This window comes from Imbroritus primus, assembly GCF_964332355.1.
GTDB lineage: Bacteria > Pseudomonadota > Gammaproteobacteria > Burkholderiales > Burkholderiaceae > Imbroritus > Imbroritus primus.
Map to the genome: position 1 here is coordinate 64,654 of NZ_OZ201294.1, position 24,794 is coordinate 89,447.

At 63.4% G+C, this 24,794-nt stretch carries 23 protein-coding genes; 8 read left to right on the plus strand and 15 right to left on the minus strand.

Translation table 11 applies throughout. The features are described 5' to 3' along the window. Positions 1-1,563, plus strand: coding sequence for a rhodanese-like domain-containing protein (locus ACQ3C8_RS15220; RefSeq protein WP_428853226.1), 1,563 nt, complete (start codon positions 1-3; stop codon positions 1,561-1,563). Positions 1,564-1,609: 46 nt separating this feature from the next. Here the strand turns inward: ACQ3C8_RS15220 and ACQ3C8_RS15225 are convergent, their stop codons facing one another. Continuing rightward, positions 1,610-2,503, minus strand: coding sequence for an IclR family transcriptional regulator (locus ACQ3C8_RS15225; RefSeq protein WP_428853227.1), 894 nt, complete (start codon positions 2,501-2,503; stop codon positions 1,610-1,612). A 169-nt stretch (positions 2,504-2,672) separates the two neighbouring features. On the opposite strand from ACQ3C8_RS15225, the gene ACQ3C8_RS15230 reads away from it, so the two are divergent. From ACQ3C8_RS15230 to ACQ3C8_RS15240, 3 genes are all read left to right on the plus strand, one after another. After that, positions 2,673-3,242 carry a DUF3455 domain-containing protein gene (locus ACQ3C8_RS15230; protein WP_428853228.1) on the plus strand — a complete coding sequence of 190 codons (570 nt, stop codon included), beginning with the start codon at positions 2,673-2,675 and terminating at the stop codon, positions 3,240-3,242. A 109-nt stretch (positions 3,243-3,351) separates the two neighbouring features. Continuing rightward, positions 3,352-3,915, plus strand: a complete 564-nt coding sequence (locus tag ACQ3C8_RS15235; protein ID WP_428853229.1) for a sigma-70 family RNA polymerase sigma factor — start codon at positions 3,352-3,354, stop codon at positions 3,913-3,915. Beyond that, on the plus strand, positions 3,912-4,646 hold the full coding sequence (locus ACQ3C8_RS15240) for an anti-sigma factor (protein ID WP_428853230.1): 735 nt from the start codon (positions 3,912-3,914) through the stop codon (positions 4,644-4,646). Before ACQ3C8_RS15235 ends, ACQ3C8_RS15240 begins: the two co-directional genes overlap by 4 nt. Before the next feature lie 172 nt (positions 4,647-4,818). On the opposite strand, the gene ACQ3C8_RS15245 is transcribed toward ACQ3C8_RS15240, so the two are convergent. The 3 genes from ACQ3C8_RS15245 to ACQ3C8_RS15255 form a co-directional block, all read right to left on the minus strand. Next, positions 4,819-5,607, minus strand: coding sequence for an enoyl-CoA hydratase/isomerase family protein (locus ACQ3C8_RS15245; protein WP_428853231.1), 789 nt, complete (start codon positions 5,605-5,607; stop codon positions 4,819-4,821). A 158-nt stretch (positions 5,608-5,765) separates the two neighbouring features. Continuing rightward, positions 5,766-7,373 (minus strand): carboxyl transferase domain-containing protein, encoded by a 1,608-nt coding sequence (locus ACQ3C8_RS15250; RefSeq protein ID WP_428853232.1) that lies wholly within the window; start codon positions 7,371-7,373, stop codon positions 5,766-5,768. Positions 7,374-7,446: 73 nt separating this feature from the next. Continuing rightward, positions 7,447-8,628 carry an isovaleryl-CoA dehydrogenase gene (locus ACQ3C8_RS15255; RefSeq protein WP_428853233.1) on the minus strand — a complete coding sequence of 394 codons (1,182 nt, stop codon included), beginning with the start codon at positions 8,626-8,628 and terminating at the stop codon, positions 7,447-7,449. Positions 8,629-9,141: 513 nt separating this feature from the next. On the opposite strand from ACQ3C8_RS15255, the gene ACQ3C8_RS15260 reads away from it, so the two are divergent. Continuing rightward, entirely contained in the window at positions 9,142-9,426 is a 285-nt protein-coding gene (locus tag ACQ3C8_RS15260; protein WP_009522261.1) for a hypothetical protein, read from the plus strand. A 188-nt stretch (positions 9,427-9,614) separates the two neighbouring features. On the opposite strand, the gene ACQ3C8_RS15265 is transcribed toward ACQ3C8_RS15260, so the two are convergent. From ACQ3C8_RS15265 to prpB, 5 genes are all read right to left on the minus strand, one after another. After that, complete coding sequence (locus ACQ3C8_RS15265; protein WP_428853234.1) at positions 9,615-10,025, minus strand: hypothetical protein; 411 nt, start codon at positions 10,023-10,025, stop codon at positions 9,615-9,617. 273 nt (positions 10,026-10,298) lie between these two features. Further along, on the minus strand, positions 10,299-11,489 hold the full coding sequence (gene prpF, locus ACQ3C8_RS15270) for a 2-methylaconitate cis-trans isomerase PrpF (RefSeq protein ID WP_428853235.1): 1,191 nt from the start codon (positions 11,487-11,489) through the stop codon (positions 10,299-10,301). 150 nt (positions 11,490-11,639) lie between these two features. Beyond that, positions 11,640-14,243, minus strand: coding sequence for a Fe/S-dependent 2-methylisocitrate dehydratase AcnD (gene acnD, locus ACQ3C8_RS15275; RefSeq protein ID WP_428853236.1), 2,604 nt, complete (start codon positions 14,241-14,243; stop codon positions 11,640-11,642). 203 nt (positions 14,244-14,446) lie between these two features. Beyond that, a complete protein-coding gene (prpC, locus tag ACQ3C8_RS15280; protein WP_009522258.1) occupies positions 14,447-15,595 on the minus strand; it encodes a bifunctional 2-methylcitrate synthase/citrate synthase in 1,149 nt (382 codons plus the stop codon). A 96-nt stretch (positions 15,596-15,691) separates the two neighbouring features. Further along, positions 15,692-16,633, minus strand: a complete 942-nt coding sequence (gene prpB, locus ACQ3C8_RS15285) for a methylisocitrate lyase (protein WP_009522257.1) — start codon at positions 16,631-16,633, stop codon at positions 15,692-15,694. Positions 16,634-16,827: 194 nt separating this feature from the next. On the opposite strand from prpB, the gene prpR reads away from it, so the two are divergent. From prpR to ACQ3C8_RS15300, 3 genes are all read left to right on the plus strand, one after another. Next, positions 16,828-18,813 (plus strand): propionate catabolism operon regulatory protein PrpR, encoded by a 1,986-nt coding sequence (prpR, locus tag ACQ3C8_RS15290; protein ID WP_428853237.1) that lies wholly within the window; start codon positions 16,828-16,830, stop codon positions 18,811-18,813. Between the two features lie 132 nt (positions 18,814-18,945). Beyond that, the gene (locus ACQ3C8_RS15295) at positions 18,946-19,416 is read left to right on the plus strand and encodes an aminoacyl-tRNA deacylase (protein ID WP_428853238.1); all 471 of its coding nucleotides are present in this window, start codon (positions 18,946-18,948) and stop codon (positions 19,414-19,416) included. A 268-nt stretch (positions 19,417-19,684) separates the two neighbouring features. Next, entirely contained in the window at positions 19,685-20,449 is a 765-nt protein-coding gene (locus ACQ3C8_RS15300; RefSeq protein WP_428853239.1) for a YbaY family lipoprotein, read from the plus strand. 227 nt (positions 20,450-20,676) lie between these two features. On the opposite strand, the gene ACQ3C8_RS15305 is transcribed toward ACQ3C8_RS15300, so the two are convergent. From ACQ3C8_RS15305 to ACQ3C8_RS15330, 6 genes are all read right to left on the minus strand, one after another. Next, positions 20,677-20,850: a hypothetical protein gene (locus tag ACQ3C8_RS15305; RefSeq protein WP_428853240.1), complete on the minus strand. Its 174-nt coding sequence runs from the start codon at positions 20,848-20,850 to the stop codon at positions 20,677-20,679. Positions 20,851-21,563: 713 nt separating this feature from the next. Then, a complete protein-coding gene (locus tag ACQ3C8_RS15310) occupies positions 21,564-21,824 on the minus strand; it encodes a hypothetical protein (protein ID WP_428853241.1) in 261 nt (86 codons plus the stop codon). Between the two features lie 315 nt (positions 21,825-22,139). Beyond that, positions 22,140-22,313: a hypothetical protein gene (locus ACQ3C8_RS15315; RefSeq protein ID WP_428853240.1), complete on the minus strand. Its 174-nt coding sequence runs from the start codon at positions 22,311-22,313 to the stop codon at positions 22,140-22,142. A 713-nt stretch (positions 22,314-23,026) separates the two neighbouring features. Further along, on the minus strand, positions 23,027-23,287 hold the full coding sequence (locus tag ACQ3C8_RS15320; protein WP_428853241.1) for a hypothetical protein: 261 nt from the start codon (positions 23,285-23,287) through the stop codon (positions 23,027-23,029). Between the two features lie 315 nt (positions 23,288-23,602). Beyond that, entirely contained in the window at positions 23,603-23,776 is a 174-nt protein-coding gene (locus ACQ3C8_RS15325; protein WP_428853240.1) for a hypothetical protein, read from the minus strand. Positions 23,777-24,489: 713 nt separating this feature from the next. Continuing rightward, positions 24,490-24,750, minus strand: a complete 261-nt coding sequence (locus tag ACQ3C8_RS15330) for a hypothetical protein (RefSeq protein WP_428853241.1) — start codon at positions 24,748-24,750, stop codon at positions 24,490-24,492. Positions 24,751-24,794 lie beyond the last annotated feature (44 nt).

Below are 24,794 nucleotides of genomic sequence, written 5' to 3' on the forward strand. Positions count from 1 at the left end.
ATGGGCGTGTCTGCGTGCGCGCTGGATGTCGCGCAGCTGGAGCAGATGCTCCGGCAGCGCGATGACTGGGCGCTGTTCGACGTACGCGAACCGGTCGAGGCGGAGCGGGGGCATATTGCCAGCGCCACCAGCTTGCCACGCCGGCGCATCGAGTTGCGTATCGAGGCGCTGGTGCGCGACCGTGGAACGCCCATCGTGCTGGTGGATGATGACAGCGGACGGGCGTCGCTCGCGGCCCGGACGCTGGCCGGACTCGGCTACCGCAAGGTCAGCTGGCTGCAGGGCGGTGTTGCTGCATGGCAAGCCGCCGGCCATCGGCTTGCCACCGGCAACAATGTGCCGAGCAAGCTCTTTGGCGAACAGGCTTATCACGATTACTCCATTCCCGACGTTGCCGCCGACACACTCGCCGCATGGCAGCGTGAAGGCCGCGACGTAAAACTGTTCGACGTGCGCACGCCGGAAGAGTACGCGGAAGCGTGCATTCCCGGCGCGGCAAGCGGGCCCAGTTTCGACATCGCCCGGCATGCTGGTGATCTGCAACAGCACGACGGCCCGGTGGTCGTGCACTGTGCTGGCCGGACGCGCAGCCTGATCGCTGCGCAGACCTTGCGCGAGCTCGGGGTCAAGCAGGCCGTTGCCTTGCGCAATGGCACCATGGGCTGGCATCTCGCCGGCCTGCAAGTCGAGCGGGGTGCCGCGCGGGCGCTTGGCACGCCTTCCGCCGCGAGTGTGGCACAGGGTATTCATGGCAGCCTGCGACTCGCCGAGGCTGCTGGCGTCGGTGTGGTCGATGCGACCATGCTGGCCATCTGGCTGCGCCAGGCCGACAACCTCTATGTTTTCGATGTCCGTCAGGTCGATGCCTACATGGCCGGCCATATCCCCGGCGCGCAGGCAGTGCCCGGCGGGCAGGTAGTACAGCGCGCCGATGATTTCATTGCGGTGCGCGGCGCCCGCATCGTGCTGGTGGATGACGACGGCACCCGCGCACGGCTGACCGCCGTGTGGCTGCGGCGCATGGGGTTCCCGAACGTACTGGTGCTGTCCGGCGGCATTGCCGCGTGGCGGGCGGCAGGCGGTGCGCTCGAGAGCGGCCGGGTGCGACGTGCGCCCGCTGGCTGGCTCGCGGCACGCGCGGGCGTGCGTCTGGTCACGGCACAGGATGTCGAAGCACAGATCCTGCAGCAGCCGGGCCTGGTGGTGCTCGACGTCGATACCAGCGCTCATTTCCGGCACGGGCACTTGCCTGGCGCACTGTGGGTGCCGCGTGGCTGGCTGGAGGCGCGGATTGCTGCTCTGGTGCCGGACCTCACAACGCCGGTGCTGGTGACCTGTGCAACGGGTGTGCAGGGTGTCTACGCTGGGGGCGCGCTGGGCGCGCTCGGTTATCGCGCGGTCATGGTACTCGACGGTGGGACAGCGAGCTGGCGGCGTGCCGGTTACCGGCTCGAAACAGCGGAGTTGCCGCCGCAGGACGATATCCTGTTGCCGCCGTATGCGCGCGGCGAACAGGCCATGCGCGACTACCTGGCGTGGGAGACCGATCTGGTCCGGCCGTAAGTCCGTGCCTTAAGCGCGATTAGCGTGCCATCCAGCACGCTCGCCATCACTCCCAGTTCTGCTGCTCAGCTTCCAGCAGTTTTTCCAGCTGACGTACTTCCTTGGCCAGCAGGCGCGCCATTTCCTCGCGCCGCGGTCCGGCCAGGCGCGATTCGATGGCGGCAATACTGATGGCCGCGTACGGTTGTCCGCTTGGCGGACGGATCGCCATGCCGATGGCGGCCACGCCTGGCAGCACGTCTTCCACGTTGATTGCGTAACCGGCTTCTTGGGAGATCTTCAGTGCCTTGCGCAGGCGCTCGGGCGTCAACTGGCTGAAGGTCGCAAAACGGGCCGCGTTAGTGGAGATGGCGTGGTCGATTTCTTCGGGGGTCATGCCCATGAGCAGCGCCAGACTGCCCGCGCCGATACCGAGCGGCCGGCGGCCCCCGATATTGAGCGTGCGTGTCTGGATCGGATAGCTGCCTTCGATGCGGTCGATACACACGGTGTCGAGGCCACTGCGCACCACCAGGAATACCGAATCGCCGCTTTTGTCGGCCAGCCGGTGCAGGGCCGGCTGGCAGATTTCCTTCAGGTTGTAGTGCGGCGTGGCGGCCAGTCCCAGCTCATAGACGACGTGACCCAGGCGATAGCGCTTGCTGACAGGGTCCTGCGCCACCATGCCCTGTGCCACTAATCCCTTGACGATGCGGTGCGCGGTCGGACGTTCCAGTTCGAGCGCGTCAGCAATGTCCGCCAGCCGCAGGCCGGTCTGGCTGCGTGCGGCGATCTCACGCAGGATGGTGATGGCGCGATGGATGCTCTGAGTGCCCCACGGTTGCGATTCGCCGTTTGCACCGGCTTTCCGGGTGCTCTTGCGTGGTGCGCGCTTGGCTGCGGTGCCGCTGGCCACGGATTGCAGTGGTTCTGCAGTATTGTTTTTAGGTGCAATGGGCATGGCATATCCGAAAACAGGGACTGATAGCGTATGCCAGCGATTATACGGTGCCACCCCCACGATGGGCGGGGAAAAGAATTTCGCGGCGGGGGCATCCGGATGGCGGGCTGGCGGGTAGTACTTCAGGCAGCAATATCGCTGCGCACTGTATCACCTTTGCAGACGGAGAATGACCATGAAAACCGCACCCCTGTTGTATTGCCTTGCCGCTGGTACGCTCGTCCTGGCGGGATGCGAATCCATGTCGCCCGGCAAGACCATGTCGATGCTGGCGTTCGACCAGGCCACGGTGCCCGAAAGCATTCGTGTACCGGCCGGCCACAAGCTTGCCTGGGAGACGGTGGGTACCGGCGAGATTACCTATGAGTGCCGCGACAAGGCCAATATGGCCGGGCAGACGGAATGGGTGTTCGTCGGTCCGAAGGCGGTGTTGGCGGATCGCCATGGCAAGCAGGTCGGCACCTACTATGGCCCGCCGGCGACGTGGCAGGCCCTCGATGGCTCGCGTGTGACCGCCACGCAGCTGGCCGTCGCACCGGCTGGCACGGGCAACCTGCCATACCAGTTGGTCAAGGCTAATCCGGCCATGGGCAGTGGTGCCATGCAAGGGGTGACCTACATCCAGCGCGTCGCGCTGAAAGGCGGTGTGGCGCCGGCGAGTCCATGTACCCCGGCACAAAAGGGTACCCGCGAAATCGTCAAGTACCAGGCCGACTACATCTTCTGGAAAGCGCTCTGAGGTTGGCTGCGCGGCACCGGCAGCGCAGGGCACGCTCGCTGGCAAATTGTTCGCCAGCGAGCGTATGTTTCCGGCACAATGCGTGATCGATTGACGACACGGACCGTGCATGGACGACGTGGCACGCTTTGACTATGAGGCCGCCCTAGCTGCCTGCGCCGCGGGCGATGCCGACGCCTTGCGTACGCTGTATGAGCACGAGGGACCGCGCATGCTCGGCGTGGCGCTGCGCATCGTGCGCAACCACGCGTTGGCGGAGGACATCGTGCATGACGCGTGTATCAACATCTGGACCCGTGCCGCCAGCTTCGATGCGGCGCGCGGGTCGGCACGGGGCTGGATCTACAGCGTGACGCGCCATCTCGCTCTCAATGCCGTGCGCGACGATAGCCGGGAGACCGTCGTCGGCGAGGAGGCCGCGGCGGTTCTCGATGCCGAAGCCGCATTGGCAGACTGGCAGGCGTCCGCTGACGCGCTGGCATGGCGGACCTCCACTGGCCGCATGGTGCACTGCCTCGAACGACTCGAACCCGTGCGGCGCAGCTGTGTGCTCCATGCCTATGTGGAAGGACTCACGCATAGCGAGATTGCCCGCCGCATCGGGACGCCGCTGGGCACGGTCAAAGCCTGGATCCGGCGCAGTCTTGAGGCGCTGCGGGAGTGCCTGGCATGAGCGAGCCTTCGGATATCGACGACCTGCAGGCGCTGGCGGGCGAGTATGTGCTCGGCACATTGTCCGCCGACGAGCGCGAGGCCTTTGCGGTACGCCTGTCTTCCGATCCGGCTGCGCGCGATGCCGTGGCGGCCTGGGAAGCGCGCTTGCTGCCGCTTGCCTCCCTGGCGGCGCCGGTGACGCCGTCCCCGTGGCTGTGGGGGCGCATCCGCCGCAGCCTGCAGGTCCGCATGGTGGATGTCTCCGTCGGTGCGGGGGCGGCTGCGCGGCCAGACCGGTGGCAGGGGTTCTGGGCGAACCTGGGGCTATGGCGCGGGCTCGCAGCAGCCGGGGGCGCCGCTGCCATCCTGCTCGGCGGGCTGCTGGCCGCCCGCGTCGCGATGCCGCCGGAAGTCCGCTACGTGGTCGTGCTGACCGCGCCGCAGAGCGAAGCGCCCGGCTGGATCGTGCAGGCCAGCGACACCCGGCGTATTCGCCTGATGCCATTGGCGACCGTGACGGTGCCGGAGGGCAAGGCGCTGCAGTTCTGGACCAAGGGCGAAGGGTGGGGCGCGCCGGTTTCGCTGGGCTTGCTCCAGTCCGGGGAGAGCCTGCAGGTCTCCCTCGATAGCTTGCCGCCGCTGCAGCCCAACCAGTTGTTCGAGCTGACGCTGGAACCGGCAAGCGGTTCGCCGACCGGGCGCCCCACAGGGCCGATCCAATATATTGGCCGCGCGGTCCAGGTCATGTAACACGGCATGCGGGCAGTGGGGGTGGCTGAATGTCCGTCAAAATTATGCAATTAACCGCCATGATGAGGTCTCGCGCATTTTCCCGGATTGTGCAGGGGTGGGGGCCTCACCGGGCGCGGGTATTGCCTTCAATCTGCTTGAGAGCTTGAGCCAGAGCGTTCGGGTGGGCGGCTTACGTTCCCAGCCAGCCGGGTCGCCTTTTCTCGAGAAATGCCGCGATGCCTTCCCGGCCTTCTGCTGAACCGCGTATATCAGCGATGCGGTTTGCCGTATCGGTGATGAGATCGGTGTCGATGGGCGCCTCCGCGACATCCCGCAACAGCCGCTTGCACGCATGCATGGCTTCCGGGCTGTTGGCCGACAAGGTTGCCGCCAGCTCGGCGACTCTGGCATCGAGTGCCGCCGCCGGTACCACTTCATGCACCAGGCCGCAGTGCGCAGCTTGCGCGGCGCTGAAGCGTTCGGCGCTGAGGCAGTAGCGGCGCGCCGCCCGTTCGCCCATGGCGCGAATCACGTAGGGGCTGATCGTGGCAGGAATCAGTCCGAGCCGGGTTTCGCTTATCGCGAAGTGCGCAGTGTCGGCCGCGATGACGATGTCCGCCACGGCGACGAGTCCCACGCCGCCTGCATAGGCATCGCCCTGTACCTGTGCGATGACCGGTCGCGGACACGACCAGATGGTATGCATCATCTGCGCCAGCGTCAGCGCATCGGCCCGATTCTCGTCGGGCGCATAACTCGCCATGCGGCGCATCCAGTTGAGATCTGCGCCCGCGCAGAAAGCCGGCCCCGCGCCGGCGAGCACGATAACGCGCACCTGCGGGCTGTCGCCAAGCGCACGGAACGCGCCGGTGAGTTCGGCAATCAGGGTGTCGTTGAAGGCGTTGCGTACGTCGGGGCGGTTGAGCGTGACGGTGGCGATATGTCCTGCCGTGGTGACGGTGAGTGTGCTGAATTCCATGCGTAACCTTCTTCTCGCTACAAAAATATATTCCAGGATGCCAGGCGCTGCCACGCCGCGACGCGCGCGGGCAGTTGATTCAATGGCGACCTGATCTGCCGGTTGCAGGCCCGCTCGCGCCGCGGCGCATGGTCAGGTCGATACCTTGCCTGACGACGCTACATGCGGAACACGCCGAACGTTGTTTCAGGAATTGGTACGTTCAGGCTGGCCGCCAGTGCCTGGCCCAGCACGTCGCGCGTCTGCGCCGGGTCGATGATGCCGTCGTCCCATAGGCGCGCACTGGCATAGTAGGGGTGGCCCTGCCGTTCGTACTGTTCGCGGATGGGTTGCTTGAAGGCGAGTTCCTCCTCGCTGCTCCATTGCCCGCCGCCTTTTTCGATACCTTCACGGCGCACGGTAGCGAGCACGCTGGCGGCCTGCTCGCCGCCCATCACCGAGATGCGCGCATTCGGCCACATCCACAGGAAGCGTGGCGCAAAGGCACGGCCGGCCATGCCGTAGTTGCCTGCGCCAAACGAACCGCCGATGATCACGGTGAACTTGGGCACCTGCGCCGTCGCCACGGCCGTCACCAGCTTGGCGCCATGCCGCACGATGCCTTCGTTCTCGACTTTTCGACCGACCATGAAGCCGGTGATGTTCTGCAGGAAGACGAGCGGAATCTTGCGCTGGCAGCACAGTTCGATAAAGTGCGTGCCCTTGAGGGCCGACTCGGAGAACAGGATGCCGTTGTTGGCGATGATGCCGACCGGATAGCCCCACAGGTGCGCAAAGCCGCAGACCAGCGTCGCGCCATAGCGCGCCTTGAATTCGTCGAAGGCGGAGTCGTCGACCAGGCGCGCGATGATCTCGCGCACATCGTAAGGCTTGCGTGTGTCGGTAGGAATAACGCCGTACAGTTCCTCGGCCGCATAACGGGGTGGCACAGGCGCGCGCATCTGCAGCACGGCGGGCCGGGTACGGTTCAGGCGCGCCACGATGTCGCGGGCGATCGACAGGGCGTGCGCATCGTCCTGGGCCAGATGGTCGGCCACGCCCGACAGGCGTGTGTGCACATCGGCGCCACCCAGGTCCTCGGCGCTGACATCCTCGCCGATGGCGGCCTTGACCAGCGGCGGGCCACCAAGAAAGATCGTGCCCTGCTTGCGCACGATGATGGATTCATCACTCATGGCCGGCACATAGGCGCCGCCTGCGGTGCACGAGCCCATCACCACGGCGATCTGCGCGATGCCGCGCGCGGAGAGATTGGCCTGGTTGTAGAAGATGCGGCCGAAATGTTCGCGGTCGGCAAACACTTCATCCTGGTTCGGCAAATGCGCACCGCCCGAATCGACCAGGTAGACGCATGGCAGACCGTTCTGCCCGGCAATCTCCTGCGCGCGCAGATGCTTCTTGACGGTCATCGGATAGTAGGTGCCGCCCTTGACCGTGGCATCGTTGCAGACGATCACGCATTCCTGTCCGGCAATCTGGCCGACGCCCGTGATGATGCCAGCGCCCGGTGCTTCGTCGCCGTACATCCCGTAGGCAGCCAGTGGCGACAGTTCCAGAAACGGCGTGTCCGGGTCGAGCAGCTGGCGGATGCGCTCGCGCGGCAGCAGCTTGCCACGTGCCAGATGCCGGGCGCGCGCCGTTTCGCCGCCGCCTTCGGCCAGGGTCGCCAGTACGCGCCGCAGGTCATCGACCAGCGCCTGCATGGCGGCCGCGTTGTTCTGGAAGGTGTCGGAATCCGGTTTCAGTTGCGAGTCGAGGATCGGCATCGGCAGTCGTGGAGCTGGAACGAAAGAGGTAGCAGCCAAGGCACCAACAGAGGCAGCGACGGGAGGATCCAGATCATGCCGTCTCGTTGAAAAATTCGCGGCCGATCAGCATGCGGCGGATCTCCGAGGTGCCGGCGCCAATCTCGTACAGCTTGGCGTCGCGCCACAGGCGACCGGCCGGATAGTCGTTGACGTAGCCGTTGCCGCCGAGGATCTGGATCGCCTCGCCGGCCATCCAGGTGGCGCGTTCGGCGGTGTAGAGGATCACGCCCGCGCAGTCCTTGCGCAGTTGCCGCACGTGCGTCGCGCCGAGCGCGTCGAGGTTGCGGCCGACCGCGTACAGGTAGGCACGGCAGGCCTGCAGGGTGGTGTACATATCGGCCACCTTGCCCTGGATCAGCTGGAATTCCCCGATGCTCTGGCCGAACTGCCGGCGTTCATGGATATAGGGCGTAACCACATCGAGACAGGCCTGCATGATGCCGACCGGGCCGCCGGCCAGCACGGCGCGCTCATAGTCGAGGCCGCTCATCAGCACACGCGCGCCTTCGTTCTCGCCACCGAGCACATGGTGGGCCGGCACCTCGACATCGCTGAAGACGAGTTCCCCGGTCGGCGAACCGCGCATGCCGAGCTTGTCGAGTCGCTGCGCCACGCTGAAGCCGGGCATGTCCTTTTCCACGAGGAATGCCGTCATGCCCTGCGCACCGCGGTCCGGTTCGGTCTTGGCGTACACCACCAGCACATCGCAGTCGGGACCGTTGGTAATCCACATCTTGGTGCCATTCAGGACGTAACGGTCACCCTTGCGCGTGGCACGCATGGTCATGCTAACCACATCGGACCCCGCGTTGGGTTCGCTCATGGCCAGCGCGCCGATCCACTCCCCGGAGACGAGGCGCGGCAGGTATTTCTGCTTTTGCAGGGGCGTGCCGTGGCGGTGGATCTGGTTGACGCAGAGATTGGAGTGCGCGCCGTAGGAGAGCCCTACGGCAGCGGAGGCGCGGCTGATTTCCTCCATGGCGAGCATGTGGGCCAGATAGCCCATGTTCGCGCCGCCGTAGTCTTCCGCCACGGTGATGCCGAGCACCCCGAGATCGCCCATCTTGCGCCACAGATCGCGCGGAAAGCGGTCGTCTCGGTCGATGCCCGCAGCCAGCGGCGCGAGTTCCGCGCTGGCCCATTGCCGGACAGTGGCGCGCAGCATATCAAGATCTGCGCCGAGGGCAAAACTGAGACCGGGTAAGTGACTCATAGGGTCGCCCATGGGTGTGCTTTTTCCGTGCGTTCGTTTTTCCCGCGCAGGCGGGGTCGGAACATCGGGGCAGTCGCCTGCGGTCGAGTGTGACCCACGGGCGGCGGAGCGTCAAGCTGGCGGTTTGGCCGGCGCTATCACCATCTATCGCCCAGCCTCGCCTGACACGCCGGGATGGCCATCTGCCCGGCTTGCTGGTGCGGGAAACCGTAATGCCAGGATGACGGACCGGGGCGCGCGCCTGATGACGGCTGCCACTGCCGGCGGCAGCAGGGTGGCGATGATATGTGACGCATACGCCGGGCAGCGCGGCTGTGTCCCTTTCGCCACGTTGTGTCGGCCCGGCAAGTCGGAGATTGACAGCAGCAAACATCCGGTAGGAATATTCTTAGACCATCACGCATCCGCCATTCACCCGCCCGGCCATACGCGCCACGTGGTACGGTCAGGCAGTGACTTCTGAATAGGCCGGATGGCTGACGGAGGCTGTGCAGTCACGACAGGAGGTCCGCCATGCGATTTCATCTGTTTGAGCGACGTCTGGACGCCCACGTGCGCAAGGCACGTGAATACCTGATGGAGGCCAATCTGGCGCGGGTCGAGCACCAGGCCGCGGCCGAACACCACGCCGCGCTGGCGCGCATGTATGCCGAGCGTGTTGCCCGACTGGAGCAGGAAGTCACGAAGGCGCTGCAGCCAATCTCAATGGCGGGGTCCGATGCGCGGGCCGACGACGATGAGCCGGGCTTTGGCGATACCGTGCTGTTTCCTGTGCCGATACGCGGCGGACGTTCGTAACGGCTTGTCCATATCGCCAGTCACGACGTAACCGTCCGCCCGGGCGGTTGACTTCAGTTTCCGGCTGCTCCGCCGCAATGGGCGGCGGGATGAGCCGGTGCATGTCCTTCGCCCAGAACACCCGGTCTGCGATAGCCCCAAGCGTCCATCAGCATCCGTGAGAAGGGCCGGCCACCGGCCTGCACCAATCAATTCTCATATGGTGGCACATATCCCATCGCATCGCACTGCCGCTTCACTTCCTGTGCTACGGCTCTCCGATTCCATTCCTCCTGCGCTGTCGGACTCAATCCCAGCTTATGGATATTTTCGTTGTAATAGTTGGGCCGTCGAGGGGCGACCTCACGCCTTTTTTCCTCTAGCGCGGCGTCCCACCCAATCTCCTGAGCTCTGAAAAAAAATACTCTTCTTTCCCACTCCTGCGCGCGTTCCTGACAGCCCGGCGTCCCTCGCTGAATGAAGTGTTCCCGATTGTGGGGCGTGAGGTCTTCCTTTTTGCATACCGTAGCCGTTCCGATTTCTGCGCTTCTGGTCGTGGTTGGAGAGGGAGGGGCGTTGCTGCCACAGCAACTCGAAAAACCCGAAAGAATCTTCTTCATGGATACCACCTCGGACAGAAAGAACTGCTGGTCAGTCTAGGCAGCGATACGAGATCAGGCAGGCCGGGAGTGTCAATTATTCTTGATTCATCGACTTGTTATGCAATGTCGTCAGTGTGCCCTCGCAAGCTCATATTTTTCCGATGCATGTTGTCCATGTCAGGTCCGCAGAGTTCCCAACCCTTGCTGCTGCCTGACGATAAAGCACTGGGCGCGCAGCGTGCCGATGGGCTGCCCACGCTACGGCAGCACAGCCCGTATGCATCCGCCGGATCAGAACGTCCCGCCCGGCACCCGCACCCAGCCTTCCATCAGCACCCGCGCGCTGCGGCTCATGATGGCCTTGGTGACGGTCCATGCGCCATCGGCCTCGCGCGCTTCTGCGCCGACGCGCAATATGCCGGACGGATGGCCGAAACGTACCGCCTGCCGCGTGCCGCCACCGGCCGCGAGGTTGACCAGCGTGCCGGGAATCGCTGCGGCGGTGCCGATGGCCACCGCTGCCGTGCCCATCATGGCGTGATGCAGCTTGCCCATCGACAGGGCGCGTACCAGCAGGTCGATGTCGCCGGCTGCCACGGCCTTGCCGCTCGATGCCGTGTAGCTGGCCGGTTTGGCGACGAAGGCGACTTTTGGCGTGTGCTGGCGCGTTGCGGCCTGTTCGAGCGAGGAGATCAGCCCCATGCGCAGGGCGCCGTGTGCGCGGATGGTTTCGAACATCGCCAGCGCCTTGGGGTCGCTGTTGATGTCGTCCTGCAGTTCCGTGCCGGTGTAGCCGATGGCGTCGGCGTTGATGAAGATCGTGGGAATGCCGGCGTTGATCAGCGTGGCCTGCAGTGCGCCGACGCCCGGCACCTCGAGCGTATCAACGAGATTGCCGGTCGGGAACATCGCACCGCCGCCGTCGCCATCGTCTTCGGCCGGGTCCATGAATTCGAGCTGCACTTCGGCGGCGGGAAAAGTCACGCCATCGAGCTCGAAGTCGCCGGTTTCCTGTACCGCGCCGTTGGTCATCGGCACGTGCGCAATGATGGTCTTGCTGATGTTTGCCTGCCAGATGCGGATGGTGGCGATGCCGTCGCGCGGCACGCGCGCGGGGTCGACCAGGCCGTTGCTGATGGCGAACGGGCCGACGGCGGCCGAAAGATTGCCGCAGTTGCCGCTCCAGTCGACGAAGGGCTGGTCGATGGAGACCTGGCCAAACAGATAGTCCACGTCATGATCGGGGCGCGTGCTGCGCGAGACGATCACGGTCTTGCTGGTGCTCGAGGTGGCGCCGCCCATGCCGTCGATCTGTTTGCCGTAGGGGTCGGGGCTGCCGATCACGCGTTGCAGCAGGGCGTCGCGCGCGGCGCCGGGCGTCTGCGCCGCGGCGGGCAGGTCTTCCAGGCGGAAGAACACGCCCTTGCTGGTGCCGCCGCGCATGTAGGTGGCGGGAATCTTGATCTGCGGAGCGTAGCTCATGATGGTCCGGTCTCAAAGGATGGGGAGCAATGGCTCGGTCTGGAATCTGGTGTGCGTGACGCGCACGGCTGTACTGGATTGCCGGCCATTTGCTCCGATGGATTGGGTGGTACATGGCAGCGCAGTGTTCCGTGTTGCGCTGCCATGTCGTCACGCGGTCCGCGACGATTCGAGGAAGTCCTGCGCAAAGCGCTGGAGCACGCCGCCGGCCTCGTAAATCGATACTTCCTCGTCAGAGTCGAGGCGGCAGGTGACCGTGGCCTCGACTGTGCTGCCGTCCTTGCGGCGGATCACCAGCGTGAGGTCGGCGCGCGGCTGGCGCTGGCCGAGCACGTCGAAGGTTTCGGTGCCGTCGATGCCCAGCGTCTTGCGGTTCACCCCTGGCTTGAACTCGAGCGGCAGTACGCCCATGCCGATCAGGTTGGTGCGGTGGATGCGCTCGAACCCTTCGGCTACGATCGCTTCCACGCCGGCCAGCCGCACGCCCTTGGCGGCCCAGTCGCGCGACGATCCCTGGCCGTAGTCGGCGCCGGCAATGATGATCAACGGCTGCTTGCGGTCCATATAGGTCTCGATCGCCTCCCACATGCGTACGACCTTGCCATCCGGCTCGATGCGCGCCAGCGAGCCTCTCTTGAGCGCGCCATCGACCACTGCCATTTCGTTCAGCAGCGTCGGGTTGGCGAAGGTGGCGCGTTGCGCAGTAAGGTGGTCGCCGCGGTGCGTGGCGTAGGAGTTGAAGTCTTCTTCCGGCAGGCCCATCTTGGCGAGATACTCGCCGGCCGCACTGTTCAACAGAATGGCATTGGACGGCGACAGGTGATCGGTGGTGATGTTGTCGCCCAACACAGCCAGCGGACGCATGCCGCGCAGCGTACGTTCCCCGGCCAGTGCGCCTTCCCAGTAGGGCGGACGGCGGATGTAGGTGCTCTGCGGCCGCCAGTCGTACAGCGGGCTGACCTGTTCGCCGCTATCCACGGACAGCGCGAACATCGGTTCGTACACCTTGCGGAACTGCTCCGGCTTGACGCTCTTGGCCACAATGGCATCGATCTCTGCGTCGGTGGGCCAGATGTCCTTGAGCGTCACGGGCCTGCCCTGCGCATCGGTGCCGAGCACATCCTGTTCGATATCGAAACGGATTGTGCCGGCAATGGCATAAGCCACGACCAGTGGCGGCGACGCGAGAAAGGCCTGCTTGGCATATGGGTGGATGCGGCCGTCGAAGTTGCGGTTGCCCGACAGCACGGCCGTGGCGTACAGGTCGCGGTCGATGATTTCCTGCTGGATCTTGGGGTCGAGCGCGCCGGACATGCCATTGCAGGTGGTGCAGGCAAAGGCGACGATGCCGAAGCCGAGTTTCTCCAGGTCGGGCAGCAGCCCGGATTCCTGCAGGTACAGTTCGACGGCTTTCGAGCCAGGCGCGAGCGAGCTTTTGACCCAGGGCTTGCGCGTCAGGCCACGTGCATTGGCATTGCGCGCCAGCAGGGCGGCGGCGATCACGTTACGGGGGTTGCTGGTGTTGGTGCAGCTGGTAATGGCGGCGATGATCACCGCGCCGTCAGGCATGGTGCCTTCGCCCTGTGCCGGCATGGCCCAGTCGGCGGCGATGCCGCGCGCGGCCAGGTCCGAGGTTGGCAGGCGCTTGTGCGGATTCGATGGGCCGGCCATATTGCGCACCACGCTCGACAGGTCGAACTTCAGCACGCGTTCGTACTGTGCCTGCTGCAGCGTATCGGCCCACAGGCCGGCGGTTTTCGCATAGGTTTCGACGAGCGCCACCTGGGCATCGTCGCGGCCGGTGAGGCGCAGGTAGTCAAGGGTCTGGTTGTCGATGTAGAACATCGCCGCCGTGGCGCCATACTCGGGCGCCATGTTGGAAATGGTGGCGCGGTCGCCAAGCGTGAGGCTGGCCGCGCCGGGGCCGTAGAACTCCAGGTAGGCGCCGACCACGCGCTCCTTGCGCAGGAATTCGGTCAGTGCCAGCACGATGTCGGTCGCGGTGATGCCGGGCTGGCGCTGGCCTGTGAGCTCGACGCCGACGATATCGGGCAGGCGCATCCACGAGGCACGGCCGAGCATGACGTTCTCGGCTTCGAGCCCGCCCACGCCGATGGCGATCACGCCGAGCGCATCGACGTGCGGGGTGTGGCTATCGGTGCCGACGCAGGTGTCGGGAAAGGCCACCCCGTCCTGCACGTAGATCACGGGCGACATCTTCTCCAGGTTGATCTGGTGCATGATGCCGTTGCCCGGGGGAATCACATCCACGTTCTTGAAGGCGTTTTTCGTCCAGTTGATGAAATCAAAGCGATCTTCGTTGCGGCGGTCTTCGATGGCGCGGTTCTTGGCGAAGGCATCGGGATCGAAGCCACCGCATTCCACCGCCAGCGAGTGATCGACGATCAGCTGCACCGGTACCACCGGGTTGACCTTGGCCGGGTCACCGCCCTGGTCGGCAATCGCATCACGCAGGCCGGCGAGGTCGACCAGTGCGGTCTGGCCGAGAATGTCATGGCACACCACACGCGCCGGATACCACGGAAAATCCAGGTCGCGGCGGCGCTCGATCAGCTGGCGCAGCGAAGCCTCGAGCGTAGCCGGATCGCAGCGGCGCACGAGGTTCTCGGCCAGCACGCGCGAGGTGTATGGCAGGGTGGCATAGGCGCCGGGCTGGATGGCTTCGACGGCTGCGCGCGCGTCGTAGTAGTCGAGTTGAGTGCCCGGAAGCAGCTTGCGGTGTGCAGTATTCATGGTGTGGGTGCCGGGTGGGGTCTTGGGGAAACGTTATCGAAAGGCGGCTGGCGTGGTTCCGTGGTCATTGCCCAAGCACAAAGCTTGCGGCGACACATCCGGCAGCGGCATTGCGATAGCCTTCCTGTTCAGGATAGCCGCCGGACCTGACATCCGGCGGCAGCGTGGCGCGGCACATGCATTGATGCGTGCCGCGCCGTGCTTCAACGCTGGTCGAGCGGGACGAACTTGAGGTTCTCCGGTCCGACGTAGTTGGCGCTCGGGCGGATGATCTTGTTGTCGATGCGCTGCTCGATGATGTGCGCGCTCCAGCCTGCCGTGCGGGCGATCACGAACAGCGGCGTGAACATGGCCGTCGGCACGCCCATCATGTGGTAGCTCACCGCGCTGAACCAGTCGAGGTTGGGGAACATCTTCTTGATGTCCCACATCACCGTTTCCAGGCGCTCGGCAATGTCGAACATCTTGGTCGAGCCGGCTTCTTTCGACAGTTGCAGCGCGACTTCCTTGATCACCTTGTTGCGCGGATCGCCGATGGTGTACACGGGGTGGCCGAAGCCGATCACCACTTCCTTGGCCTCCACGCGGCGGCGGATATCGGCCTCGGCATCGTCCGGCGATTCGTAGCGCTTCTGCACTTCGAAGGCAACTTCATTGGCGCCGCCGTGCTTGGGACCGCGCAGGGCGCCGATCCCGCCGCAGATGGCGGAGTACATATCGGAGCCGGTGCCAGCGACGACACGGGCGGTGAAGGTCGAGGCGTTGAATTCATGCTCGGCGTACAGGTTGAGCGACACATGCATGGCCTTCACCCAGCTGTCCGATGGCTTTGCGCCATGCAGCAGGTGCAGGAAATGGCCGCCGATGGAATCGTCATCTGTTTCCACGTCGATGCGCTTGCCGTTGTGGCTGTAGTGGTACCAGTACAGCAGCATCGAGCCGAACGAGGCCATCAGGCGGTCGGCGATGTCGCGCGCGCCCGGCGTGTTGTGGTCGTCTTTCTCGGGCAGGACCGTGCCAAGCACCGAGGCGCCGGTGCGCATCACGTCCATCGGGTGGGCGCTGGCCGGCACGCATTCGAGCGCGGTCTTCACATTGGCGGGCAGGCCGCGCAGGGCCTTCAGCTTGGCCTTGTAGGCGGTCAGCTCGGCGCGGTTGGGCAGCGTACCGTGGACCAGCAGGTGGGCCACTTCCTCGAATTCGCAGGCGTCGGCAAGGTCGAGGATGTCGTAGCCGCGGTAGTGCAGGTCATTGCCGGTGCGGCCGACCGTACAGAGCGCGGTATTGCCAGCGGCAACGCCCGACAGGGCGACGGATTTCTTGGCTTTGGGGAGGACTTGTTCTCCGGACATTTCTGGGTCTCCTGGTGTCTGCGCAAAGTGTACGTCGTGGGTGCGTCCTGGGCGCGGCCGTAGACCGGACCGCGCAATGCATCGTGGGGGTGCTGATCAGCCCTTGCCCTGGGCAAACAGGGCGTCGAGTTTCTGTTCGAAATCGTGGTAGCCGATGCTGTCATACAGTTCCATGCGTGTCTGCATGGTATCGAGCACATTCTTCTGCGTGCCGTCGCGGCGGATCGCCTCGTAGACACGTTCGGCCGCCTTGTTCATGGCGCGGAAGGCCGACAGCGGGTAGAGGATCATGGCGACGCCAGCGCTGGCCAGTTCATCGCGCGTGAACAGCGGCGTCTGACCGAATTCGGTGATGTTAGCCAGCACCGGTACCTGCACGGCATCGACAAACTTGCGGTACATGGCGAGATCCGTCATGGCTTCGGGGAAGATCGCATCGGCGCCGGCTTCCACACAGGCCACGGCGCGTTCGATGGCCTTGTCCAGGCCCTCGATGGCGAGCGCGTCGGTACGCGCCATGATGACGAAGTCGGGATCGGTACGGGCATCCACGGCCGCCTTGATGCGGTCCACCATCTCGCCTTGCGAGACGATTTCCTTGTTCGGGCGATGGCCGCACCGTTTGGCGCCGACCTGATCCTCGATATGCATGGCACCGGCACCGGCCTTGATCAGCGAGCGCGTGGTGCGCGCCACGTTGAAAGCCGACGAGCCGAAACCGGTATCCACATCGACCAGCAGCGGCACGTCGCACACGTCGGTGATGCGGCGCACATCGGTCAGCACATCGTCGAGACCGGAAATGCCGAGGTCCGGCAGACCCAGCGAGCCGGCCGCGACGCCGCCGCCCGAGAGGTAGATGGCGCGATAGCCTGCGCGTTTGGCGAGCAGGGCATGGTTGGCGTTGATGGCGCCGATGACCTGCAGGGGTTGTTCTTCGGCGAGCGCCAGGCGGAAACGGGCGCCGGCGGATGCGGGAATGGACACGGTGAATACCTCCGGAGTGGGTTGCGGCAGGTATCGCAAGGCGCGTGCCATATAATAAATTACTTTTAATAAAATACTTTATCTATTGAATTTAAACAGAAATTTAATTCAATAATTTGTGCTCCGCAGACGCGTTTCATTGTTGTATTTCATTTTTGAAACATTGGTATTTCACATTGAAATCCATGTGCAACGCGCCGATAATGAGACGTCCGTCGTTTTCCGGCCACCGCCGGCTCCGTATCATGGCCCCTGTTTCCTACCGTCCCCGTATCTGGGCCATCGGCATCAGCCGCCTGAACCGGGCGTTTGCCGAGTGGCTTCCTGTCTACGCCGACCAGGCTGATTTCCGCATTCTCGACAAAGGCTTCGAGGCGGCCGCCGCCGCCATTGCCCGCGAGGTGCGCGAAGGCCGGCTCGACGCCGTGGTCTCGGGTGGGGCCAACGGGGCCTACCTGCGCCAGCATGTTGATATTCCCGTCATTGTCGTCAAGGTCACTGGCTTTGATGTGCTCAATGCACTGGCGACCGCGCGCCAGCGTTCGTCCCGCATCGCGCTGGTGACGCATGCGGAGGTGTATCCCGAGGTCGAGGCGTTTTGCCGTGCCTTCGCACTGGCGATTCCTGCCTATACCTACCGGGCCGAAGAAGATGCCACCGCGCTGATCCAGACGCTGCGGCAGGAGGGCGTGGAAGTGGTCGTCGGCCCCGGCATGGTGGCCGACCTGGCCGAGCGCGCCGGCATGGCAGCGGTGTTCCTGTATTCCGGCAGTTCGGTGCAGGGCGCGCTCGAAGATGCCATTGAGGCAGTGCGCCTGCGGCGCATCGAGGCCGGCCGGCGCGAGTATGTGAATGCGATTCTGGCGCACCTTGAGGAAGGTGTTGTGGCAGTGGACGAAGGCGGGCGCATCCAGTCGTTCAACCCGGCCATGGAGCGCCTGCTCGACATGCCGGCGGCCAGCGTGGTCGGGCGGCGCTGGCAATCGCTGGTGCCGTCGCTACCGCTCGAATCCGTCCTGGAAAGCGGCACGCGCGAGTTGGCGGCAATTCATCACGTGCGCGGTAAGACCGTGGTGGTCAACCGTATTCCGCTACTCAGCGACGGACGCGCCACAGGCGCGGTGCTGACCATGCAGGATGCCAACGCCATCCACCGTGCCGACCGCAGCCTGCGCACGCGCACCCGCGCCCGGGCTGCTGGCGTGCGTTACACGCTCGATGATCTGCTTGGCGACTCGCCCGCGATGCGCGAGGTGCGCGCGCTGGCGCAGCGCTATGCACAGGTCGATTCCACCGTGCTGATCCAGGGTGAGAGCGGTACCGGCAAGGAGGTGCTGGCACAGGGCATGCACCAGGCCAGTCCGCGCCATCCGTTTCCGTTCGTCGCGGTGAATTGCGCGGCATTTCCGGAGACGTTGCTGGAGAGCGAGCTGTTCGGCTACGAAGAGGGTGCGTTCAGCGGCGCACGACGCGGCGGCAAGGTCGGGCTGATCGAGTCGGCGCACAACGGCACGCTGTTTCTCGACGAGGTGGGCGACATGCCGCCCGCCTTGCAGATCCGCCTGCTGCGGGTGTTGCAGGAGCGGCAGGTACAGCCGGTCGGCAGCCTCGATGCCGTGCCGGTGAATGTGCGCATTATTGCCGCCACGCACCGCGACCTGGCTGAGCTCGTGCGCCAGGGCGTATTCCGGCAAGACCTGTATTTCCGGCTCAATATCCTGAGCCTGCGCGTGCCGCCGCTGCGGACGCGGCGCGAGGATATCCGCCTGGTGGCGGAGGCGCTGTTCCGGCGCATCCAGCGTCGCCTGCAGCCGGGCGATCCGGTGCCGCTGCCGGATATCCTGGCGCAGCAGCTGGAGTGCTACGACTGGCCAGGCAATATCCGCGAGCTGGAAAACGTGCTGGAGCGGGTGGCGGTATTGATGGCGGGCGGACTGGAAGGGGTCGAGAGTCTTGCGCAAGCCGCACGTTCAGTGGCGCCTGAGCTGTTTGCCCTGCCCGCCCCCGCAGCGCCCATCCCCACGTCCGTTCCCGTGCTCCACGCGGCGGAGGCGCTGACGCGTGTATCGCGCGCCAGCGAGCTCGCGCATATCCGCGCCGTGCTGGCAGCGCATGGCGGGCGGCGCAACGAAGCCGCCCGTGCGCTCGGCATCAGCCCAACCACCCTGTGGCGACGCCTGAAGGCGGCCGACGCGCCGGACCAGGCACGCGATCGGCCGACCGACGCCTGAGGCGGCGACATGCAGTGACATGCCCGCCAACCGCGCAGTCTTCCCGACACTGGTGCGGTGGCGGCTTGGCGGCGGGAAGCGTGCTGACTATGCTGGTGGAGGGAGGCCCTGTTCAATGAATAGGAGGACATCATGTCAGTTTCCGCCACCATGCAGCAGTACATGCGCAGCAAAGGCTGCGAGTTTGAAGTGATGTGGCATCCCCATACCCGGACGAGCATGGAAACCGCCGAAGCGGCGCATATTCCGGGGGACCGTCTCGCCAAGGCGGTGCTGTTGTCCGACGCGCACGGTTACGTCGCCGTGGTGCTGCCGTCCACCTACCATGTCGGCATGGCCGAATTGCGCGCCCGCACCGGGCGCGACCTGTCACTCGTGCCGGAGTGGGAGCTGCGCGAGCTGTTCAAGGACTGCGAGGCCGGTGCGATTCCGGCTGCATGTCCTGCCTATGGCATGGAGACCTATCTCGACGATAGCCTCGCGGCACAGCCCGATGTGTATCTCGAGGGCGGTGATCACGAGGCGCTTATCCACATGCGCATCGACCAGTTTCTCGATCTCATGGAAGACGCCACGCGCACGCGTGTTGGCTATCGCATGTAACGGCTTGGACCTCTGCGCGCCCGGCATACCGCAGCGGCATGCCGGGCTTTTTCTTGCGTGCAGGGAATGTCGCCCGTGCCACGCGTCATCCATTTCCGGACGGTCGGCGATCAGCAGAGTGCGCATTCGATGGGGGTCGGGCGCATGCCTGCCCTTTTCTGTGGGCCATGTCTGTGGTGTAAGCTGCACCAGCAATGGCGTCCGCGAAGCCGTATTGCCGGGTTCGGCGATATGGCGCGGGTGGTGCCGCAGACAGAAGGAGAAAATCATGAAGGCAAAAGCAATTGCATCGGCTGCCGTCGCGAGCGTCGTACTCGCCGGCGCCGCCCAGGCAGGCGTCCTCACCGGCACGGCAACCTACCGTGAACGCATCGCGCTACCGCCCGATGCCACCTTCGAAGTGATGTTGCAGGACGTGTCGCTGGCCGACGCGCCCGCCAAGGTACTGGGACGTTCAATTCTCGATCCGGCCGGCCAGCCGCCGTTCCATTTCGGCATCGCCTACCAGGACAGGGCCATTGTTCCCAACCACCGGTATGCCGTGCGCGCCGTGGTCCGCCATCGCGGCAAGCTGCTGTTTACGACGGATACGTATGTGCCCGCCTTCGAGCAGGGCAGCAAGGTCGCCATCCAGATGGTGCACGTCGCTGATCCGGGCGAACAGGGCGCCAGCACTGTGGCAGATAGCCCACTGCGCGGCACGTACTGGAAACTGATGCAGGTCAACCAGGCGGCAGTGAAGGCATCCGGTGACCTGCGCGAACCGCATCTGCTCTTTTCCACGACGGAAGCACGCCTGAGCGGCCACGGCGGCTGCAATGGCATTGGCGGCAGCTTCGACGCTGACAGTAGCACCCTGCGTTTCAAGAATATGGTGGGAACGATGATGGCCTGCGAGAACATGGCCCAGGAATCGGCCTTCCTGCAAGCCCTGGAGACCGTCCGGCGTTACCGGATTACCGGCGGCCAGCTGGAACTGCTGAATGAGGGCGGTGCCGTGGTCGCCAGGTTGCAGGCGGTCGCACCGCGCTGAGCATCCGGGGGACGGCAGTTAGAAGTTTGTCCAGGGTCAAAGGGCGCTTCATCATGTTCTCCGGCACGACGATGAAAAGATGAGTATCTGGTCGGCTGTCAGTGGCCTTCGGCCAACTAGCCTTGACATGTGAATGCCCCTTCATCCATACAAGTCGGGGAATAGCTTTCCTGCTGATCCCTTCACTTTCGCGTTATTTTAATTTCGCATAATTTACCGAATGCCGATTACCTCCTTTGCTGGCCTGCCAGCTGTTTTTTGATATCGCGCCCGATCTTTCCGAGAGAAGCAACTGCCGTTGCCTCCTCAATCACCTTTGGCATGCCCGCAATGATCGCCTGCATCGCAATCTGAGTCGCCGGTAGCCCCGTCATCAACGCCGCCGCTTCTAATGCCGCCATGAGTTCCGCTGAAGGACTCAGGTTCAGGCGAGGGCGTGCCGCACTTCCTTGCTCCAATTGGTTCCCCTTAAATCTGTACCCCCCTATTAGTACGGGGGGTTTAGAACTTCATCTCACATGGAGGGGTGAACCGTTAATTGTTCCGCTACGTACCCAAAAAGAAACCAAACGGAACAATTTGTAATCCACCACTCCATCCCCTTACACATCAAATTTCGTTACCAATCGGAACATCATCGTATCCACTAGGTAACCAATCTGTGCATTCATCATAGAACTAAACTGCCGCGACGGCAAGCCGTCGCTTCGGAGATGCCCGCAAGATAGATGGCAACGCATCGGCCTGCGCTCCGGCTCCCACCCCCTCAGTGATACCCGCTGCTCGGCCTGCGGAAGGGCGCTGAGTCGCGCCGGACAAGCCAGGAGCACTGACAGAGGCCGGAGCTTCCGCAGCCATGGCAGGCGCGCAGGCACTCCCGACGCTGGATGCTTGACCCTTCGGCGGCAGCGTAATGCCGGTGATCTGGCGCAGCGTTTCCCGGCTCTCCAGGTCATGCAGGCGCAGCACGTCTACCGCCCAAACCGGCACCGCACGACGCCCCGACCGCCAGTTACGCAGGGTCCGAGGACAACGCTTAAGCAAACGACACAAGAAGCGGACAGGCAGACCAGAGGCATAGTGCTCAAACTCCGCGAGGTTGCCCCACCTGGAATCAAGCTTTAACGGATCCACGCATGGCCTCCTTTGCAGACTGGAAATCGCGATAGAAGGGCAGCACGCTATCCCTGAACACGATATTCACGGCATCCATCCGTGCGCACAAAGACTGGGCCATATAATCCAGCACCATGCCAACATCCTGAGCCGGCATTTGTGCATGCCCTGCATCCGTCAGCAGGCGAGAAAACGTTTCGATGGCAGACACACCGAAATACACCGCCTCAATATCGGCCACGATTTGGTCTGGTTTCATGCTTTGCCTCCATGGAAATAATTTCCCCGCGAGCGCGGGTATGCAACGCGCTGCGCGTGTCGCACACCCGCAACGCGAGCAAAATATTTTCCGGAGGGAGGCACCGAGAAGGCCAAACTCGGTGAATTTTCTTGAACCCTGCTGATCACAGGATGCGGCAGCGCAACGGCCGCCAAGCACGCCGCCGCCATAAAATGGAAGGTAGCCATATTCAAACTCCTAATCAGTTTGTTTGTGGTCAGAGGCGGACTTCCGCGCCAACGGATTCCCGCCTCGTTTCAATATATCAATTTCGCATAATTTACCGAATGCCGATTACCTCCTTTGCTGGCCTGCCAGCTGTTTTTTGATATCGCGCCCGATCTTTCCGAGAGAAGCAACTGCCGTTGCCTCCTCAATCACCTTTGGCATGCCCGCAATGATCGCCTGCATCGCAATCTGAGTCGCCGGTAGCCCCGTCATCAACGCCGCCGCTTCTAATGCCGCCATGAGTTCCGCTGAAGGACTCAGGTTCAGGCGAGGGCGTGCCGCACTTCCTTGCTCCAATTGGTTCCCCTTAAATCTGTACCCCCCTATTAGTACGGGGGGTTTAGAACTTCATCTCACATGGAGGGGTGAACCGTTAATTGTTCCGCTACGTACCCAAAAAGAAACCAAACGGAACAATTTGTAATCCACCACTCCATCCCCTTACACATCAAATTTCGTTACCAATCGGAACATCATCGTATCCACTAGGTAACCAATCTGTGCATTCATCATAGAACTAAACTGCCGCGACGGCAAGCCGTCGCTTCGGAGATGCCCGCAAGATAGATGGCAACGCATCGGCCTGCGCTCCGGCTCCCACCCCCTCAGTGATACCCGCTGCTCGGCCTGCGGAAGGGCGCTGAGTCGCGCCGGACAAGCCAGGAGCACTGACAGAGGCCGGAGCTTCCGCAGCCATGGCAGGCGCGCAGGCACTCCCGACGCTGGATGCTTGACCCTTCGGCGGCAGCGTAATGCCGGTGATCTGGCGCAGCGTTTCCCGGCTCTCCAGGTCATGCAGGCGCAGCACGTCTACCGCCCAAACCGGCACCGCACGACGCCCCGACCGCCAGTTACGCAGGGTCCGAGGACAACGCTTAAGCAAACGACACAAGAAGCGGACAGGCAGACCAGAGGCATAGTGCTCAAACTCCGCGAGGTTGCCCCACCTGGAATCAAGCTTTAACGGATCCACGCATGGCCTCCTTTGCAGACTGGAAATCGCGATAGAAGGGCAGCACGCTATCCCTGAACACGATATTCACGGCATCCATCCGTGCGCACAAAGACTGGGCCATATAATCCAGCACCATGCCAACATCCTGAGCCGGCATTTGTGCATGCCCTGCATCCGTCAGCAGGCGAGAAAACGTTTCGATGGCAGACACACCGAAATACACCGCCTCAATATCGGCCACGATTTGGTCTGGTTTCATGCTTTGCCTCCATGGAAATAATTTCCCCGCGAGCGCGGGTATGCAACGCGCTGCGCGTGTCGCACACCCGCAACGCGAGCAAAATATTTTCCGGAGGGAGGCACCGAGAAGGCCAAACTCGGTGAATTTTCTTGAACCCTGCTGATCACAGGATGCGGCAGCGCAACGGCCGCCAAGCACGCCGCCGCCATAAAATGGAAGGTAGCCATATTCAAACTCCTAATCAGTTTGTTTGTGGTCAGAGGCGGACTTCCGCGCCAACGGATTCCCGCCTCGTTTCAATATATCAATTTCGCATAATTTACCGAATGCCGATTACCTCCTTTGCTGGCCTGCCAGCTGTTTTTTGATATCGCGCCCGATCTTTCCGAGAGAAGCAACTGCCGTTGCCTCCTCAATCACCTTTGGCATGCCCGCAATGATCGCCTGCATCGCAATCTGAGTCGCCGGTAGCCCCGTCATCAACGCCGCCGCTTCTAATGCCGCCATGAGTTCCGCTGAAGGACTCAGGTTCAGGCGAGGGCGTGCCGCACTTCCTTGCTCCAATTGGTTCCCCTTAAATCTGTACCCCCCTATTAGTACGGGGGGTTTAGAACTTCATCTCACATGGAGGGGTGAACCGTTAATTGTTCCGCTACGTACCCAAAAAGAAACCAAACGGAACAATTTGTAATCCACCACTCCATCCCCTTACACATCAAATTTCGTTACCAATCGGAACATCATCGTATCCACTAGGTAACCAATCTGTGCATTCATCATAGAACTAAACTGCCGCGACGGCAAGCCGTCGCTTCGGAGATGCCCGCAAGATAGATGGCAACGCATCGGCCTGCGCTCCGGCTCCCACCCCCTCAGTGATACCCGCTGCTCGGCCTGCGGAAGGGCGCTGAGTCGCGCCGGACAAGCCAGGAGCACTGACAGAGGCCGGAGCTTCCGCAGCCATGGCAGGCGCGCAGGCACTCCCGACGCTGGATGCTTGACCCTTCGGCGGCAGCGTAATGCCGGTGATCTGGCGCAGCGTTTCCCGGCTCTCCAGGTCATGCAGGCGCAGCACGTCTACCGCCCAAACCGGCACCGCACGACGCCCCGACCGCCAGTTACGCAGGGTCCGAGGACAACGCTTAAGCAAACGACACAAGAAGCGGACAGGCAGACCAGAGGCATAGTGCTCAAACTCCGCGAGGTTGCCCCACCTGGAATCAAGCTTTAACGGATCCACGCATGGCCTCCTTTGCAGACTGGAAATCGCGATAGAAGGGCAGCACGCTATCCCTGAACACGATATTCACGGCATCCATCCGTGCGCACAAAGACTGGGCCATATAATCCAGCACCATGCCAACATCCTGAGCCGGCATTTGTGCATGCCCTGCATCCGTCAGCAGGCGAGAAAACGTTTCGATGGCAGACACACCGAAATACACCGCCTCAATATCGGCCACGATTTGGTCTGGTTTCATGCTTTGCCTCCATGGAAATAATTTCCCCGCGAGCGCGGGTATGC

Bases quoted from the DNA above. Each gene is read 5' to 3' on its own strand.
- ACQ3C8_RS15220 (WP_428853226.1), top strand. From the start codon at position 1: ATGGGCGTGTCTGCGTGCGCGCTGGATGTCGCGCAGCTGGAGCAGATG.
- ACQ3C8_RS15225 (WP_428853227.1), bottom strand. From the start codon at position 2,503: ATGCCCATTGCACCTAAAAACAATACTGCAGAACCACTGCAATCCGTG.
- ACQ3C8_RS15230 (WP_428853228.1), top strand. From the start codon at position 2,673: ATGACCATGAAAACCGCACCCCTGTTGTATTGCCTTGCCGCTGGTACG.
- ACQ3C8_RS15235 (WP_428853229.1), top strand. From the start codon at position 3,352: ATGGACGACGTGGCACGCTTTGACTATGAGGCCGCCCTAGCTGCCTGC.
- ACQ3C8_RS15240 (WP_428853230.1), top strand. From the start codon at position 3,912: ATGAGCGAGCCTTCGGATATCGACGACCTGCAGGCGCTGGCGGGCGAG.
- ACQ3C8_RS15245 (WP_428853231.1), bottom strand. From the start codon at position 5,607: ATGGAATTCAGCACACTCACCGTCACCACGGCAGGACATATCGCCACC.
- ACQ3C8_RS15250 (WP_428853232.1), bottom strand. From the start codon at position 7,373: ATGCCGATCCTCGACTCGCAACTGAAACCGGATTCCGACACCTTCCAG.
- ACQ3C8_RS15255 (WP_428853233.1), bottom strand. From the start codon at position 8,628: ATGAGTCACTTACCCGGTCTCAGTTTTGCCCTCGGCGCAGATCTTGAT.
- ACQ3C8_RS15260 (WP_009522261.1), top strand. From the start codon at position 9,142: ATGCGATTTCATCTGTTTGAGCGACGTCTGGACGCCCACGTGCGCAAG.
- ACQ3C8_RS15265 (WP_428853234.1), bottom strand. From the start codon at position 10,025: ATGAAGAAGATTCTTTCGGGTTTTTCGAGTTGCTGTGGCAGCAACGCC.
- prpF (WP_428853235.1), bottom strand. From the start codon at position 11,489: ATGAGCTACGCTCCGCAGATCAAGATTCCCGCCACCTACATGCGCGGC.
- acnD (WP_428853236.1), bottom strand. From the start codon at position 14,243: ATGAATACTGCACACCGCAAGCTGCTTCCGGGCACTCAACTCGACTAC.
- prpC (WP_009522258.1), bottom strand. From the start codon at position 15,595: ATGTCCGGAGAACAAGTCCTCCCCAAAGCCAAGAAATCCGTCGCCCTG.
- prpB (WP_009522257.1), bottom strand. From the start codon at position 16,633: ATGGCACGCGCCTTGCGATACCTGCCGCAACCCACTCCGGAGGTATTC.
- prpR (WP_428853237.1), top strand. From the start codon at position 16,828: ATGGCCCCTGTTTCCTACCGTCCCCGTATCTGGGCCATCGGCATCAGC.
- ACQ3C8_RS15295 (WP_428853238.1), top strand. From the start codon at position 18,946: ATGTCAGTTTCCGCCACCATGCAGCAGTACATGCGCAGCAAAGGCTGC.
- ACQ3C8_RS15300 (WP_428853239.1), top strand. From the start codon at position 19,685: ATGAAGGCAAAAGCAATTGCATCGGCTGCCGTCGCGAGCGTCGTACTC.
- ACQ3C8_RS15305 (WP_428853240.1), bottom strand. From the start codon at position 20,850: ATGGCGGCATTAGAAGCGGCGGCGTTGATGACGGGGCTACCGGCGACT.
- ACQ3C8_RS15310 (WP_428853241.1), bottom strand. From the start codon at position 21,824: ATGAAACCAGACCAAATCGTGGCCGATATTGAGGCGGTGTATTTCGGT.
- ACQ3C8_RS15315 (WP_428853240.1), bottom strand. From the start codon at position 22,313: ATGGCGGCATTAGAAGCGGCGGCGTTGATGACGGGGCTACCGGCGACT.
- ACQ3C8_RS15320 (WP_428853241.1), bottom strand. From the start codon at position 23,287: ATGAAACCAGACCAAATCGTGGCCGATATTGAGGCGGTGTATTTCGGT.
- ACQ3C8_RS15325 (WP_428853240.1), bottom strand. From the start codon at position 23,776: ATGGCGGCATTAGAAGCGGCGGCGTTGATGACGGGGCTACCGGCGACT.
- ACQ3C8_RS15330 (WP_428853241.1), bottom strand. From the start codon at position 24,750: ATGAAACCAGACCAAATCGTGGCCGATATTGAGGCGGTGTATTTCGGT.